Annotated in this window: 14 protein-coding genes; 3 read left to right on the top strand and 11 right to left on the bottom strand. The window is 61.3% G+C overall.

Features of this window, described 5'->3' with window-relative positions:
- Positions 1 to 137: 137 nt before the first annotated feature.
- From catA to PSTU_RS0103210, 11 genes are all read right to left on the bottom strand, one after another.
- A complete protein-coding gene (catA, locus tag PSTU_RS0103260) occupies positions 138 to 1,076 on the bottom strand; it encodes a catechol 1,2-dioxygenase (protein WP_019339607.1) in 939 nt (312 codons plus the stop codon).
- 71 nt (positions 1,077 to 1,147) lie between these two features.
- Positions 1,148 to 1,438 (bottom strand): muconolactone Delta-isomerase, encoded by a 291-nt coding sequence (gene catC, locus PSTU_RS0103255; RefSeq protein WP_019339606.1) that lies wholly within the window; start codon positions 1,436 to 1,438, stop codon positions 1,148 to 1,150.
- 15 nt (positions 1,439 to 1,453) lie between these two features.
- Positions 1,454 to 2,575 carry a muconate cycloisomerase family protein gene (locus PSTU_RS0103250; RefSeq protein WP_019339605.1) on the bottom strand — a complete coding sequence of 374 codons (1,122 nt, stop codon included), beginning with the start codon at positions 2,573 to 2,575 and terminating at the stop codon, positions 1,454 to 1,456.
- Positions 2,576 to 2,611: 36 nt separating this feature from the next.
- Positions 2,612 to 3,955 carry an MFS transporter gene (locus tag PSTU_RS0103245; protein WP_019339604.1) on the bottom strand — a complete coding sequence of 448 codons (1,344 nt, stop codon included), beginning with the start codon at positions 3,953 to 3,955 and terminating at the stop codon, positions 2,612 to 2,614.
- A 121-nt stretch (positions 3,956 to 4,076) separates the two neighbouring features.
- A complete protein-coding gene (locus tag PSTU_RS0103240; protein ID WP_019339603.1) occupies positions 4,077 to 4,853 on the bottom strand; it encodes a 1,6-dihydroxycyclohexa-2,4-diene-1-carboxylate dehydrogenase in 777 nt (258 codons plus the stop codon).
- A gap of 119 nt (positions 4,854 to 4,972) precedes the next feature.
- Positions 4,973 to 5,983: a benzoate 1,2-dioxygenase electron transfer component BenC gene (gene benC, locus PSTU_RS0103235; RefSeq protein ID WP_019339602.1), complete on the bottom strand. Its 1,011-nt coding sequence runs from the start codon at positions 5,981 to 5,983 to the stop codon at positions 4,973 to 4,975.
- Positions 5,984 to 5,993: 10 nt separating this feature from the next.
- The gene (gene benB, locus PSTU_RS0103230; RefSeq protein WP_019339601.1) at positions 5,994 to 6,482 is read right to left on the bottom strand and encodes a benzoate 1,2-dioxygenase small subunit; all 489 of its coding nucleotides are present in this window, start codon (positions 6,480 to 6,482) and stop codon (positions 5,994 to 5,996) included.
- Positions 6,482 to 7,843 carry a benzoate 1,2-dioxygenase large subunit gene (gene benA, locus PSTU_RS0103225; protein ID WP_019339600.1) on the bottom strand — a complete coding sequence of 454 codons (1,362 nt, stop codon included), beginning with the start codon at positions 7,841 to 7,843 and terminating at the stop codon, positions 6,482 to 6,484. The genes benB and benA overlap by 1 nt, the downstream gene beginning before the upstream one ends.
- A 228-nt stretch (positions 7,844 to 8,071) precedes the next feature.
- A complete protein-coding gene (locus PSTU_RS0103220; protein WP_019339599.1) occupies positions 8,072 to 10,000 on the bottom strand; it encodes a PAS domain-containing sensor histidine kinase in 1,929 nt (642 codons plus the stop codon).
- Between the two features lie 194 nt (positions 10,001 to 10,194).
- On the bottom strand, positions 10,195 to 11,148 hold the full coding sequence (locus tag PSTU_RS0103215) for an AraC family transcriptional regulator (RefSeq protein ID WP_019339598.1): 954 nt from the start codon (positions 11,146 to 11,148) through the stop codon (positions 10,195 to 10,197).
- Between the two features lie 230 nt (positions 11,149 to 11,378).
- Entirely contained in the window at positions 11,379 to 12,278 is a 900-nt protein-coding gene (locus PSTU_RS0103210) for a LysR family transcriptional regulator (protein ID WP_019339597.1), read from the bottom strand.
- 154 nt (positions 12,279 to 12,432) lie between these two features.
- Between PSTU_RS0103210 and PSTU_RS0103205 the strand changes: the two genes are divergently transcribed.
- The 3 genes from PSTU_RS0103205 to PSTU_RS0103195 all read left to right on the top strand — a co-directional run bounded on the left by PSTU_RS0103205 (position 12,433) and on the right by PSTU_RS0103195 (position 15,074).
- Positions 12,433 to 13,131 carry a CoA transferase subunit A gene (locus PSTU_RS0103205; protein WP_019339596.1) on the top strand — a complete coding sequence of 233 codons (699 nt, stop codon included), beginning with the start codon at positions 12,433 to 12,435 and terminating at the stop codon, positions 13,129 to 13,131.
- Between the two features lie 26 nt (positions 13,132 to 13,157).
- Positions 13,158 to 13,817 (top strand): CoA transferase subunit B, encoded by a 660-nt coding sequence (locus tag PSTU_RS0103200; RefSeq protein WP_019339595.1) that lies wholly within the window; start codon positions 13,158 to 13,160, stop codon positions 13,815 to 13,817.
- Positions 13,818 to 13,892: 75 nt separating this feature from the next.
- Positions 13,893 to 15,074 (top strand): acetyl-CoA C-acetyltransferase, encoded by a 1,182-nt coding sequence (locus tag PSTU_RS0103195; protein ID WP_019339594.1) that lies wholly within the window; start codon positions 13,893 to 13,895, stop codon positions 15,072 to 15,074.
- Positions 15,075 to 15,105: the final 31 nt, after the last annotated feature.

Genomic DNA, 15,105 nt, shown 5'->3' with positions numbered 1-15,105 from the left:
GACCGTGAAGGTTTCGGCCCGCGCGGCTGACGTAGGGTGGATGGCGCTTCACCCATCCACCACCGGCGCCCCGCAAAAAGCGGCTGGATGAAAAGAGCATCATCCACCCTGCGCCAACGACCGGCAATTCGCGCCGATCAGGCTTTCTGCAAAGCTCGCGGACGGTTGCTACGCTGCTCTGCCTGCGGTGCCGGTGCTTGCTGCAGCTGGAAGTCGAACTCGACATCGGCGAACCGTCCTTGCACGCCGCGAGCATGTGCCGCTTCCGGATCGGCGTTGAAGTGGATGTCACCGACCAGGCCATCACGAGTCGCGTAGGCGAAGTCGTCCCACAGGTACTTGTCACCGGACAGGTTGATCTGGGTGGTCAGGTGACGATGACCTGGCGCCGAGAGGAAGAAATGGATGTGTGCCGGGCGCTGACCATGCCGGCCCAACTGGTTCAGCACTTCCTGGGTCGGGCCATCTGGCGAGCAGCCGTAGCCAGACGGCACGATGCTGCGGGCACGGTAACGACCCTCGGCATCGGTGACGATGCGACGACGCAGGTTGTAGTCCGACTGGCTCTTGTCGAAATACGAGTAGTTGCCCTGGGTGTTGGCATGCCACACGTCCACGGTGGCGCCTGCCAAAGGTTTGCCATCCGGGCCGGTAACCTGGCCGTGAAGGAACATCACGGTGGCGACGCCGTCCTCGCTGCCGTCGTCCATCCGCGCGTCGCCTTCAGTGATCGGCGCGCCGGCCACATAGAGCGGACCTTCGATGGTACGCGGCGTACCGCCGGTCAAGCCGACCTCAGCGTCCTTGGCGTCTTCGAGCAAGTCAAGAAAATGCTCCAGGCCAAGCCCGGCCACCAGCAGGCCCGCTTCATTGCGCCCACCGAGGCGGTTGATGTAGTCGACGGCTTTCCAGAACTCGTCCTGGGTAATTTCCAGGTCTTCGATGATCTTCGCCGCGTCGATCAGGATGCGATTGGTCACAGTCTTCATCCGGGTGCTGCCCTGGTCGTTCTGAAAGCCGCTGGCTTCCTTGAAGAATTGCTGAATTTCCGGGGAGTGGGAGATTTTCACAGTCATGGCTCAGGCCTCATCTTGTAGTTGTGGTGACGCGGGTTAACTTGCCGGCACACCGGCCTCTTGAAAGTCGATCAGCTGTCGTTGTCACGAATCGAGGACGGATGCCGGCACAGCGGGTTGACCTCGATCTCCATGTAAGGGAACAGCGGCAGCTGCATCAGGGTGTCGTGCAGCTCCTGCACGCTGGCCACATCGAACACGCTGTAGTTGGCGTACTGGCCGGCGATGCGCCACAGGTGGCGCCACTTGCCCTCGCGCATCAGCCGCTGGGCCAGATCCTTCTCGTCGGCCTTGAGCTTGAAGGCGTTGGCAGGGTCCATGTCCACCGGCAGTTTTACGATCATCTTTACGTGGAACAGCATCTTTTCAGCCTCCGGTTACTTGCGACTGAAGAACGCCAGGCGCTCTTCATCCAGGGTCAGGCCGAGACCCGGCGTGCGCGGCACTTCCAGTTGGAAGTCGCGGTAGACAGGCGCCTCGGTGACGATTTCTTCGGTGAGCAGCAGCGGGCCGAACAGCTCGGTTGCCCAGGTGAGCTTGTTGATGGTGACGAACGCATGCGCCGAGGCCAGGGTGCCGATGGCGCCTTCGAGCATGGTGCCGCCATACAGCGCAATGCCCGCAGCCTCGGCGATCTGCCCGGTGCGTAGTACGGCACGCGGACCGCCGTTCTTGGCGATCTTCAGGGCGAAGATGCTGGCCGCGCCGTCGGCCGCCAAGCTGAAGGCGTCCTCGACGCTTTCGATGGACTCGTCAGCCATGATTGGCGCGGGGCTGCGCTGGTTGAGACGGATCTGTCCACCACGGTTGATCCGCGAGATCGGCTGTTCGATCAGGTCGATGCCGTTGTCGCCGAGAATCTGGCAGGCGCGGATGGCCTGGGATTCGTTCCAGTACTGGTTCACATCGACCCGCACGCTGGCGCGCTCGCCCAAGGCCCGCTTGATGGCGATGACGTGCTTGAGATCGGCGTTCACCTCATTGGCGCCGATCTTCAGCTTGAATATGCGATGGCGACGGATGTCGAGCATGTGCTCGGCTTCCTCGATGTCCTTGGCGGTATTACCACTGGCCAGGGTCCAGGCCACTTCCAGGCTATCGCGAACGCGGCCACCGAGCAGCTCGCTGACCGGTAATTCGAGGCGCTTGCCCTGGGCGTCGAGCAGCGCGCTTTCCAGACCGGACTTGGCGAAGGTATTGCCCTTCGCCGCCTTGTCCAGGCGCAGCATGGCTGCGTTGATATTCGCCGCATCCTGACCCACCAGCAGCGGGCCGAGATGGCTGTCGATGTTCTGCTTGATGCTTTCCGGGCTCTCGTTGCCGTAGGCCAGCCCACCGATGGTGGTGGATTCGCCGATACCTTCGATACCGTCGCTGCAGCGGACACGGATCACCACAAGCGTCTGCTTCTGCATGGTGTGCATGGCCAGCTTGTGCGGGCGAATGGTCGGCAGGTCGACGACGATCGCCTGGATGCTTTCAATCAGGATGGGGCTCATATCGGTTTCCGATTTTCAGTTTTTCGAGATCAAGGATCAGGCCTTGGCCGCCGACATCATCACCGGTGCGGCCGCACTGCTGCGCCTGCCGGAAATGGCGAAGACAGTCATGGCCAGGGCCGCGATGACACCTGGTACGGCGAACGCCATGAAGTTCAGCTGCAACGGCAGGTTGATACCCAACAGCGCACCACCTAGCAGCGGACCGACGATCGCGCCGTTGCGGCCGATGCCCGATGCCCAGCCAAGACCGGTGGAGCGGATCGACAGGCCGTAGAACTGCGCAGCGGCTGCGTACAGCAGAATTTGGGTGCCGATTACGGTGGCGCCGGCGATGAAAATCAGGGTGTAGAGCACCGGCATGGGTGTCTTGAAGCCCAGCAGACTGATGGAAACCACGGACACCGCGAAGAACGCCACCACCACTTTGGACAGATTGAAGCGATCACCCAACCAGCCGCCAAAAATCGCGCCGGCCATGCCGCCAAAGTTCAGTGCAAGCAGGAAGGACAGGCTCGAACCCAGGCTGTAACCGGCATTGGCCATCAGCTTCGGCAGCCAGGAACCCAGCGCGTAGACCATCAGCAGACAGCAGAAGAACGCCACCCAGATCGATACCGTTCGCACGCCACGGCCATCGCGAAACAGCGCCAACACCGAGGCGCTCTTGCCCTTGACGTCTGCCATCACCAGTTCGTCGGCCGCGGTCAGTTGGCGACTCGGATCGACCTTGTTGAGCAGCGCGCGCGCCTGATCGGTACGCCCCTGACGAACCAGGAAGCCTACGGATTCCGGCAGGCGCCAGATGATCACCGGCAACAGCAGCAGCGGCACCGCCGCGGCGAAGAACATGGCTTCCCAGCCGAAACGCGGCAGCATGTAGATACCCAGTCCCGCGGAGAGCATCCCGCCCAACGAATAGCCACTGAACATCACCGCCACCAGGGTGCTACGCAGTTTCTTTGGCGCGTACTCGTTCATCAGCGCGACGACATTGGGCATCAAGCCACCGCAGCCGAGACCAGCGAGGAAGCGAAAGATGCCGAACTCGGTTGGCGTACTGGCGAAGCCATTGAGCACCGTCGCGCCGCTGAACAGCACGAAGCAGATGGCGATGCCCATCCGGCGACCGATGCGGTCGGCCAGGGTGCCGAATACCAGGGCGCCGAACATCATGCCGAACAGCGCGTAGCTGCCCAGAGCGCCGGCTTCCAGCGGCGTCAGCCCCCACTCTTTCATGATCATCGGCAGTACCACGCCATAGATGAACAGGTCATAGCCGTCGAATATCAACAGCAATGCGCATAGGCTCACGACCAACCAGTGAAACCCGCTGAAACGGGCGTTATCGATGACTTCGTGTACGTCTATCTTTCGCATGGCATGACTCTCTATTGTTTTTGTTGTGGAAAAGCTGGTTGAAGCAGCTAGCGGTGCGATTTGTAGCGGCGATGCTTCGGCTGATCGCGAGCAAGCTCGCTCCTACAAAAGCAATGACTGGCTAGCCCAGATCGCCGCCACCGACCGGCAGCGTCACGCCGGTGATGTAAGAGGCGTCATCGGAGGCGAGGAAGAGGATCGCGCCAGCCTGCTCATCGATGGTTCCGTAGCGTTTCATCAGGGTTGAATCGACGGTCTGGTCGACGATCTGCTGGTACCAGACTTTTTCGTCCGCACTCTGCTCGGCGCTGTTGCGCGGGATGCGTCGTGGCGGCGCTTCGGTACCGCCCGGTGCGGTGGCGTTAACGCGAATACCGCGCTGGGCGTTCTCGAAGGCGAGGCAGGCCGTCAGTGCGTTCACGCCGCCCTTGGCCGCGCCATAAGGCACGCGGTTCACGCTGCGGGTAGCGATGGAGGAAACGTTGACGATGGCGCCGGCGCCCTGCGCCAGCATGTGCGGCAAGGCGGCGTGACAGCACCACAGCGTCGGGAACAGCGAGCGGCGGACTTCCGCTTCGATCTCGTGCTCCTGGTAATGCTCGAACGGCTTGGCCCAGATGGTGCCGCCAACATTGTTGATCAGGATGTCGAGGCGTCCGAAACGCTCTTTAGCCGCATCCATCACGCGATGGCAGTCGGCGAACTGCTCGAGGTCGGCGGTCAGGGTCAGCACCTCGGCACCCTGCCCCAACTGGTCGACGAGTTCGTGCACCAGCTCGGAGCGATCCACTGCCACCAACCGTCCGCCTTCAGCGACGAAGCGCTCGGCCACGCGGCGGCCGATGCCTTGGGCGGCGCCAGTGATGACCGCAACTTTGTTTTCGAAACGCCTGTTCATCTTCCCAACCTCATGGAGTGGGTGGAGGTTCGTGCCCATTCGCCGCGAGGGCGCGCCTCCCACAGGTGTCGTGTGCACCTGCTGCTCTTGTGGGAGTCCCGCCCTCGGGACGAAGCTTTTCAGGCGCTGGCCGCGAATTTCTCGTAGTAGAAGTTCGCCGGTTGCAGGCCCTGTTCACGAATGAACTGGCTGACTGCCTCGACCATCGGCGGCGGGCCGCAGAGGTAGATGTCCACCTCGCCATCGTTGAGGTGTTGGGGCTCGATGTGCTGAGTCACATAGCCTTTTTGCGGGTAGGCACTCTCTGGGCTGGCGACGCAGGCGCTGTAGGTGAAATTGGGTATGCGCGCGGCGAAGGCCTCGAGCTTGTCCATTTCCACCAGGTCGTGGTCGTGGGTGACGCCGTAGATCAGATGCAGCGGGTGGTCACTGCCCTGCTCGGCAATCTTCTCCAGCATCGCGGTGAATGGCGCGAGGCCCGTGCCGCCAGCCAGCAGCAACAGCGGTCGCTTGATCTCGCGCAGGTAGAAAGCGCCCAATGGCCCGGCCAGATTGACGCTGTCACCCGCCTTGGCAAGCCCGGTCAGGAAACTGCTCATCAGCCCACCCGGTACGTTGCGGATAAGGAAGCTGACCTCGCCGTCCTTCTGCAGCGAGCTGAAGGAGTAGGCGCGGGTCTGGTCACTGCCCGGCACCTGCAGATTGACGTACTGCCCCGGCAGGAACGCCAGCTGATTCAGCGACTCGCCCCGGATGGACAGCGCGATGGTACTTTCGGATAGCTGGCGCACATTGCTGATCGAGGCTTCGTAGCTGGCCTGCTGGGTCTTGCAGATATCCGAGGCGGCCGGCACGCGAATCACACAGTCGCTCTCGGCACGCATCTGGCAGGTCAGTACGTAGCCCTGTTCGGCTTCGTCTTCGCTCAGCGCATCCTCGATGTATTCCTCACCAAGGTCGTAGCTGCCGCTTTCAGCGAAGCACTTGCAGGCGCCGCACGCGCCGTCACGGCAGTCCAGCGGCACATTGATGCCCTGACGATAAGCCGCATCAGCTACGGTTTCGCCGATATTGGCGTCGATGAAACGAGTGACGCCGTCTTCGAAGTTCAATGCAATCTTGTGGGTCATAGCGGCGCCCTCAGAGGTGGTACACGTCGATCATCTGGCGGATGTAGTCATTCTTCAGCACGACCTTCTTGGCCTTGATCAGCGGGTTCTCGCCGCGTGTATCGAGGGTGTAGAAGCTGGTGCCGTAGAAGTGATCTACGGTCTTGTAGCGAAAGCTCATCGTGTGCCAGTTGAAGCGCAGCTTGCAGACGCCGTCGGCCTGCTCGAGCAGCTCGAGGTTGCTGATGTTGTGGTTGGTGCGAGTGTCCGGAATGGTCGCGCTGGAGCGCTCGGTGCGGATGCGGAACACGCGGTCTTCCAGGCCGCTGCGGTTGCCGTACCAGATCAGCGAGATTTCACTCATCGGGTCCTGGGTCAGCTGGTCGCGGTCATCCCAGGCCGGCATCCAGAAGGTGGCGTCCGGCGCGTAGAGTTCCAGCCAGGCATCCCACTCCTTGTCATCCAGGTAGCGCGCTTCGCGGTAGAGGAGGTCACGCGCGGCTTCGTAGGAAAGCGTCATCACGCGCCCTCCACGTGGATCAATTGGTCCTGCTCTTCCTTGAGCCCCTTGATCATCTGCTGCTGCCAGTACTGATGCTGCAGCACGAACAGGCCTTCATCCTCCGTGCGCATGCCGCTCATCTGCGGGTGCAGGTCGATCTCCTGCGCACCTTCATCGGCGCCGTCGATCCAGTGCTTGGCCCCGCGGGACATGTCGTTCCATTCCATCGCCCGGCCGGCGAAGCCCTGCTGGCAAGCGCGGAATTCTTCCAGGTCATCCGGCGTGGCCATGCCGCTGACGTTGAAGAAGTCTTCGTACTGGCGAATGCGGCGGGCACGCGCCTCGGCGCTCTCGCCCTTGGGCGCGATGCAGTAGATGGTGACTTCGGTCTTGTCTACGGAGATTGGCTTGGCGATGCGCAGCTGCGAGCCGAACTGGTCCATCAGGTACAGATTCGGGTAGAGGCAGAGGTTGCGGGAGTTCTCGATCATCCAGTCGGTCCGCGCCTGGCCGACCTCGGCGATCATCTCGTCGCGGCGGGCGTACAGCGGACGGTCTTCGGGATTGTCCCAGCGAGTCCAGAGCAACAGATGGCCGTTCTCGAACGAGTAGAAACCACCGCCTTTCTTGCCCCAGCCGCCAGCACTCATGGCGCGGATATCGTCGCCCGCTTCCTTGAGCTTGCGCTGCTGTTGGGTGGCCGCGTAGTTCCAGTGCACCGCGGTAACGTGATAGCCGTCGGCGCCGTTCTCGGCCTGCAGCTTCCAATTGCCTTCGTAGACGTAGGTGGACGACCCACGCAGGACTTCGATGCCTTCGGGCGACTGGTCGACGACCATGTCGATGATCTTCTTCGACTCGCCGAGAAAATCCTCCAGCAGCGCCACGTCTTCACGCAGGCTGCCGAAGAGGAAGCCGCGGTAGGACTCGAAACGGGCGATCTTCTTCAGATCATGAGAGCCGTCGCAGTTGAAGCTGTCCGGGTAGCCGGCTTCCTTCGGATCCTTGACCTTCAGCAGCTTGCCCGAGTTATTGAACGTCCAGCCATGGAATGGACAGGTATAGGTCGCCTTGTTGCCGCTCTTGAAACGGCACAGCATGGCGCCACGATGGCTGCAGGCGTTGATGAAGGCGTTGAGTTCGCCTTCCTTGTTGCGTGCAATGAAGATCGGCTGACGACCCATCTGGGTGGTGTAGTAGTCGTTCTTTTCGGGAATCTGGCTCTCGTGAGCGAGATACAGCCAGTTGCCCTCGAAGATGTGTTTCATCTCCAGTTCGAACAACCGAGGGTCGGTGAACATCTCGCGCTTGCAGCGAAAGATGCCCTTCTCTTTGTCGTCTTCAACAAGCGAATCAAGGTAGTCGAATCCCAGGGACATGGCCGGGGCCTCCATTGTTATTGTGTCTACGTGATGAAGGCTACGGCGCGGGAGACGGCATCAATATCCGTTTCCTGCAGCACCTTTATCCGTTTTCTGCAAAACAATGTGCGAGGTGGCCCTGCGCCCTCGGTGGGCCTTGCAGGCGCAGCACCGACGATGAAGCCGGGCGCCCGGAAATTGCGTCAGCTGTGGGTTGTGATCAGGATTCGCCAGATGTGCTAGCCGTCAGGCCTGGCTCATGACCGCGATGATTTTTTCGGCCAAGGCGTTCATATCAAAAGGCTTGCCAAGCCTGGGAAGACTGCCGGCCTGTCCACCAAGCTTATCGGCGTAGCCGGTGGCGAGAATAACCGGCAGTTGTGGATAGCGGCTTCGAATGCAGTCAGCGAGTTGCGCACCGGTCATATGCGGCATGGCCTGGTCGGTCACCACCAGATCGACCGGGTGTTGCGTTAGCGCCTTCAAGGCCTGCTCGCCAGAGCCTGCCTCGATCACCTCGCAGCCCAGCTCTTCGAGCATCGCAGCGGTCGTCATCAGCACCAGCGGGTCATCGTCCACCGCCAGTACCTTCAAGGCCATGAGGCATTGCGGTTGAGGCAGCTGGGTGCTTTCAGCTTCTGTCGGCGCAGGCACATCTACCGCAAGGGGCAGCCAAAGCTCGGCAGTCGTGCCATGCCCCTTCGTGCTCTTGAGCAGCAGTCGCCCGCCTGACTGCGCGGCCAGACCGTGAACCATCGAGAGCCCAAGGCCGGTGCCCTTGCCAACACCCTTGGTGGTGAAGAACGGTTCCATGGCTTGTGCAAGCGTCGCCTCGTCCATCCCCAAGCCATCATCGGTCAGCGCCAGGCACACATAGTCGCCCGGCTCAAAAAGCCCATCATCCTTATCGAACCGATGTTCACGTGCCGAGATGGTGACGGTGCCGCCGTTGGGCATTGCGTCCCGTGCATTGACCGCCAGATTCAGTAGCGCCAGCTCGACCTGATTGGCGTCCGCCAGGACAGGCTTGAGCGAAAGCGGAAAGCGTGTGTCGATTTCGATCCTTGGGCCAAGCGACTGCCGGAGCAGATCCGCCATGCCGCGCACCAGCGCCGAGAGATCAACCAGCTCGAGGTGCAGCTCCTGCCGCCGCGCGTAGGCCAGCATGCGCTGAGACAGCGATATGCCGCGCTGCGCTCCCTGGATGGCGTTATCCAGCAAAGGGACGACTCTTGGGTCATCGTCCACACGCCGGCGCACGATCTCCAGCCCGCCCACCACCGCCATCAGCAAATTGTTGAAGTCGTGAGCGATACCGCCAGTCAGTCGGCCGAGCGATTCCATTTTCTGGGCCTGGAACAACGCTTCACGCGCTTTCTCCAGTGCACGCTGCGCCTCGATACTTTCGGTGATGTCGCGAGTGACCTTGGCGAATCCGACTAACGCGCCGGTGTCGCTGCGGATCGGGTCGACCACCACGTTCGCCCAGAATCGCGAACCATCCTTGCGGATTCGCCAACCCTGGCTTTCGAACCGACCATCGCGCAATGCCGTGGCGAGGCCGCGTTGCGGCGTGCCGTTCTGGCGGTCCTCCTCGCTGAAGAACAACGAATAATGCTGACCGATGATCTCCTCTGGCCGATAACCCTTGATGCGTTGCGCGCCGGCGTTCCAATTGGTGACGATGCCGGTCGGGTCCAGCATGTAGATGGCGTAATCAGTGACGCTCTGCACCAGCAGGCGAAACTGCTGCTCGCTCTGTTTCAGCGATTCCTCGGCCAGCTTGCGCTCGGTGAGGTCGCGAGTGATCTTGGCAAAACCAATCAGCTTGCCTTCCGGCGAGCGGATCGGGTCGACCACCACATGACACCAGAAGCGCGAACCGTCCTTGCGCACCCGCCAGCCCTCGCCTTCGAATCGTCCACCGGCTGCCTGGTCCAGGGTCCGCTGCGGCATGCCGGCTGCGCGGTCTTCAGCGGTGTAAAAACGGGAGAAGTGCTCGCCGATGATTTCAGCTTCTTCGTAACCCTTGAAACGCTTGGCGCCGGCGTTCCAACTGGCGATGCGGCCATCGACATCGAGCATGTAGATCGCATAATCGGTCACCGCATCAATCAGCAGGCGATATCGATCATCGACTCCCAGCGGTGCGTTCGATGAGGCCATCCCCGGCATGCAGTATCTCTCTGAGTGGTTTGGTCGGGATTATGACCAGCCCTGGCCGCAAAATGAACTGTGCGGCTGGCCGACACCCCACCAGCATAGGCACTCAGGCAACGCGAGAGTTCGGCAGCACACCGTGAAATCAAATCGCCTGGCAGGCGTTGTGCTACGGCTCATAGCGCAACCTCATTGGGGCGAACGGCAGTTCAGTGATGCTTACGCAGCGTGTCCGACGGCAGTTCGCCAAAGGTGGTCTTGTAGCTTTCGGAGAATCGCCCGAGATGCAGAAAGCCATAGTCCATGGCGATCTCGGTGATGTTGCGGACCTTGGCTGAGGGGTCGCTCAGGCGGCCATGGATCTGCTCCAGCTTGCGCTGGCGAATATAGGATTTCGGTGTTGTACCGATCTTGCGATCGAACAGCATGTACAGCGAGCGCGCACTCATGTTCGCCAACTGGGCCAGCTGTTCGATGGAGATGTCTTTCTTCAGGTGCTCATCGATGTAATCGGTGATGCGCCCGAACGAGGGACAGCTTTCGCTCAGTGGCTCGCGGTAGATGTTGTTGGCCAGGGTGCACAACAGCTTCGAGGCGATGATACGGCTGTACTGCTCCTGCAGCTGCGGCACGCAGTGTTCGGCTTCGGCTTCCTGGCAGATTAGCCCGAGCAGGGCTTCGATCCCTTCGAGCTGCTTGAGATCGTAGCGGCTGGCGGTGAACCGGATGCCCTCGCCCGGCGCACGCCACTGGTTCTCGGCGCAGGCTTTTTCCAGAAACGAGGCGGGCAGTTTGACGATGAACTTCTCGCAGTCATCCGAATAGGTTAGGTCGACCGGATCGTCCGGGTTGATCAGCAGCAACTCACCAGGGGTGAAATAGTGCTCCTGGCCACGACCGCGCCAGAGGCAGTGGCCGCGCTGTAACAGCTGCAAGTGATAGATGGTTTCCAGCGCTGGCGAGGTGACATGCACGCTGCCGCCGTAGCTCAGCTTGCACAGGTCGAGCTTGCCGAAGGTGCAGTGGCTCAGGCTGGCTTGCGGGTGGCCCGTGCGCGGCAGCTGAATGCAATGCGCACCCACATGCTGATTGACGTACTCCGACACGACATGCGGGTCAGCACGATCAAAAATCCTGCTTTTAGCATCCAGCAGACTGTCCATCGCAAGGCACTCTTGTCTTTCTTATAGTGGGGGCTGAAACCGCAACGAGGCGGTCGCGAGCCTGTCGTCAACACGGTCCAGGGCCATGGCCACTTGCGGTGCTGCGAAGCATAAAGCTGAGCCTGAGCATAGGAGATACAACGTCCGTAAAACATCGTCGGCGTTCGGTAACCGCACGCTTTCGCTCCGGCGCTGACCAGTGGGGTCCGCGTTGTAGTAGCGCGGGCCGTCTAGCCTGCTTCGTGCGGGTAATCCGTCCCAGCTCGCAACGCATCGGCGATTGCCTGCGCCGCAACCGACAATTCGTGACCCGGCTTGGTCAGAATGCCCACCGGTCGTTCGATTATCGGATCGCTCAGGCCGACACACTGAGCGCCGACTTCCAGCATTTGTACACGGCACAACGCCGGCACAGCACTGACCCCGAGCCCACACGCGACCATGCGGCCAACGGTCGCCAACTGATGGGTTTCAAGCTGCACCGGCAGGTTGCGACCGCGCATGCGCAGATGGTCTTCGAGCATGAAGCGCACCGTGGAGGGGCGTTGCAATGTGATGAATGGCTGCTCGAGCAGCTCATCCCAGACCAGCTCCTTGCGCGCAGCCAAGGGCGAGTCGGCCGGCACAACGGCAACGAAGCGATCCATGTAGAGCGGAGTGAAACTCAAGGGTGTGGTCGGTTCGGGCTCGAAGGCGATACCGAGTTCCACATGCCGGTCGCGCACCATTTCCATCACTTGCTCGTTAATCACGTCATGCACGGTCACGCTGATCGACGGATACCGCTGCCGAAACGTGCGCAGCACCGATGGCAACAGATTGCCAGCGAAGGACGGCATCGACGCCAGCGCTACCCTGCCCTGTTTCAGCGTGAAGCGCTGGCGCAACTCGTCTTCCGCATTATCCCAGTCCGCCAACAACCGACGCGCCAACGGCAATAGCGCCTCGCCTTCTGGTGTCAGGCTCACGGCGCGGGTTGTACGGCTGAACAAGCGGCCACCCAAACCTTCCTCCAACGCCTTAATGGTCAGGCTAAGCGCCGACTGGGACAGGTGCAGCCGCTCGCAGGCCTGGGCAAAGCTCAGGGTCTGGGCCACGGCAAGAAAGGCGCGGAGTTGTTTGGCTGTCATGGATTCCGGGCAACGTTTCGGTACGTATTGTTTGGCTTTATCAATCAATAGCGCTTAAAAATCAACTTAACAAATTCAATCATCACAGGAACACTCGAGCCAGCATCGTCGCCCGTAGGGCGACCAAGTCTCCAACAACAAAAAGGAAAACTTTATGGCTGGTTTCGACAAGCGCGTGAATTCCTACGCCGAGGCGCTCGACGGACTCGAGGATGGCATGACCGTTCTGGCGGGCGGCTTCGGGTTGTGCGGCATCCCCGAAAACCTGATCGCCGAGATCAAGCGCAAGGGCACGCGCGATCTGACCGTCGTGTCCAACAACTGCGGCGTCGATGGCTTCGGCCTTGGCCTGCTGCTGGAAGACCGGCAGATCTGCAAGATGATCGCCTCGTATGTAGGTGAAAACGCGCTGTTCGAAAAGCAGCTGCTCGACGGCGAGCTGGAAGTCGAGCTGACGCCACAGGGCACCCTGGCTGAAAAAATGCGCGCCGGCGGTGCCGGTATCCCGGCCTTCTACACCGCGACCGGCTACGGCACGCCCATCGCCGAAGGCAAGGATGTCCGCGAGTTCAACGGTCGTCCGCACATCCTCGAACACGCCATTACCGGCGACTTCGCCATCGTCAAAGGCTGGAAGGCCGATCGCTACGGCAACGTGATCTACCGCCACACCGCGCAGAACTTCAATCCGCTGGCGGCAGCGGCTGGAAAGATCACCGTGGTGGAGGTCGAGGAGATCGTCGAGCCCGGCGAGATCGACCCCACGCAGATCCACACGCCGGGAATCTACGTCGACCGCATCATCTGCGGCACCTTCGAAAAGCGCATCGAAAAGCGCACCGTCCGCGGCTAATCAAAAGAACAAGAGAGGTAAAGACGATGGCACTTTCTCGCGAACAAATGGCCCAGCGTGTCGCCCGTGAACTGCAGGACGGCTACTACGTGAACCTCGGCATTGGCATCCCCACGCTGGTTGCCAACTATGTGCCGGAAGGCATGGAAGTGATGCTGCAATCGGAGAACGGCCTGCTCGGCATGGGCACCTTTCCCACCGAGGCAGAGCTCGACGCTGACATGATCAACGCCGGCAAGCAGACCGTCACCGCACGCGTCGGCGCGTCCATTTTCAACTCGGCGGAATCCTTCGCGATGATTCGCGGCGGCCACATCGACCTCACCGTGCTGGGCGCTTTCGAAGTCGACGTACAGGGCAACATCGCCTCCTGGATGATCCCCGGCAAGCTGGTCAAGGGGATGGGCGGCGCCATGGATCTGGTGGCCGGCGCCGAGAACATCATCGTGCTGATGACGCACGCTTCAAAGGACGGCGAGTCCAAGTTGCTGCCCAAATGCAGCCTGCCGCTGACTGGTGCCGGTTGCATCAAGCGCGTGCTGACCGATCTGGCTTACCTGGAAATCGAGAACGGCGCTTTTGTTCTCAAGGAGCGCGCGCCGGGCGTCAGCGTCGAGGAGATTGTCGCCAAGACTGCCGGTGAGCTGGTGGTCCCGGATCACGTGCCGGAAATGCAGTTCGCCTGATCGGCGTCGTTTCAAGACCTCGTGGTGCGCACAGCGCATGCGGGGCTTTTCCCGTTTCGGATTGGAGAATCTTTCATGCAAGACGTCGTTATCGTAGCCGCCACCCGCACTGCCATTGGCGCCTTTCAAGGCAGCCTGGCGAACATCGCCGCGCCTGATCTGGGTGCTGCGGTGATCAAGCGCCTGCTCGAGCAGACGGGGCTCAACCCTGCCGAAGTCGATGAAGTCATCCTCGGCCAGGTCCTGACCGCGGGTTCCGGCCAGAACCCCGCTCGCCAAGCCTCGATCAAGGCCGGCCTGCCCCATGCGGTGCCGTCTTTCACGCTGAACAAGGTCTGTGGTTCGGGCCTCAAGGCGTTGCACCTGGCGACCCAAGCCATTCGCTGCGGCGATGCCGAGGTGATCATCGCCGGTGGTCAGGAGAACATGAGCGTTGCACCCTACGTGCTACCGAAGGCGCGCACCGGGCTGCGCATGGGCCATGCAGAACTGGTCGACAGCATGATCACCGACGGCCTGTGGGATGCCTTCAATGATTTCCATATGGGCATCACGGCCGAAAATCTGGTGGACAAATACGCGATCAGCCGTGAAGCGCAGGACGCGTTTTCTGCGTCATCGCAGCAGAAGGCCGTTGCAGCCATCGAGGCCGGGCGTTTCAAGGACGAGATCACGCCCATCGAAATCCCTCAGCGCAAAGGTGATCCGCTGCGTTTCGACACCGACGAGCAACCGCGTGCCGGTACCACAGCCGAGTCACTGGCCAAACTCCGGCCAGCATTCAAGAAAGACGGTTCGGTCACCGCTGGCAACGCCTCCAGTCTCAACGACGGTGCCGCCGCGGTGCTGCTGATGAGCGCAGACAAGGCCAAAGCCCTCGGCTTGCCAGTGCTGGCGACGATCAAGGCGTACGCCAATGCGGGTGTCGACCCAGCGATCATGGGCATTGCGCCGGTTTCAGCCACCCGCCGCTGCCTGGACAAGGCCGGCTGGGCGCTCGACGAGCTGGACCTGATCGAAGCCAACGAGGCGTTCGCCGCCCAAGCACTGTCGGTCGGCCAGGAACTGGGCTGGGATGCGAGCAAGGTCAACGTCAACGGCGGCGCCATCGCCCTCGGCCATCCTATCGGCGCTTCCGGCTGCCGTGTGCTGGTCACACTGCTCCACGAAATGATCCGCCGCGACGCGAAAAAAGGCCTAGCCACGCTGTGCATCGGCGGTGGTCAGGGCGTTGCGCTGGCCATCGAACGCAACTGAAAGACACCGGCCATTCGTAAGGGAGATCGAT

Source organism: Stutzerimonas stutzeri SDM-LAC (genome assembly GCF_000235745.1).
Taxonomy (GTDB): Bacteria; Pseudomonadota; Gammaproteobacteria; order Pseudomonadales; family Pseudomonadaceae; genus Stutzerimonas; species Stutzerimonas stutzeri_H.
Note: the sequence above shows the minus strand (reverse complement) of the source record. Positions and strands in the feature narration are given on the sequence as shown.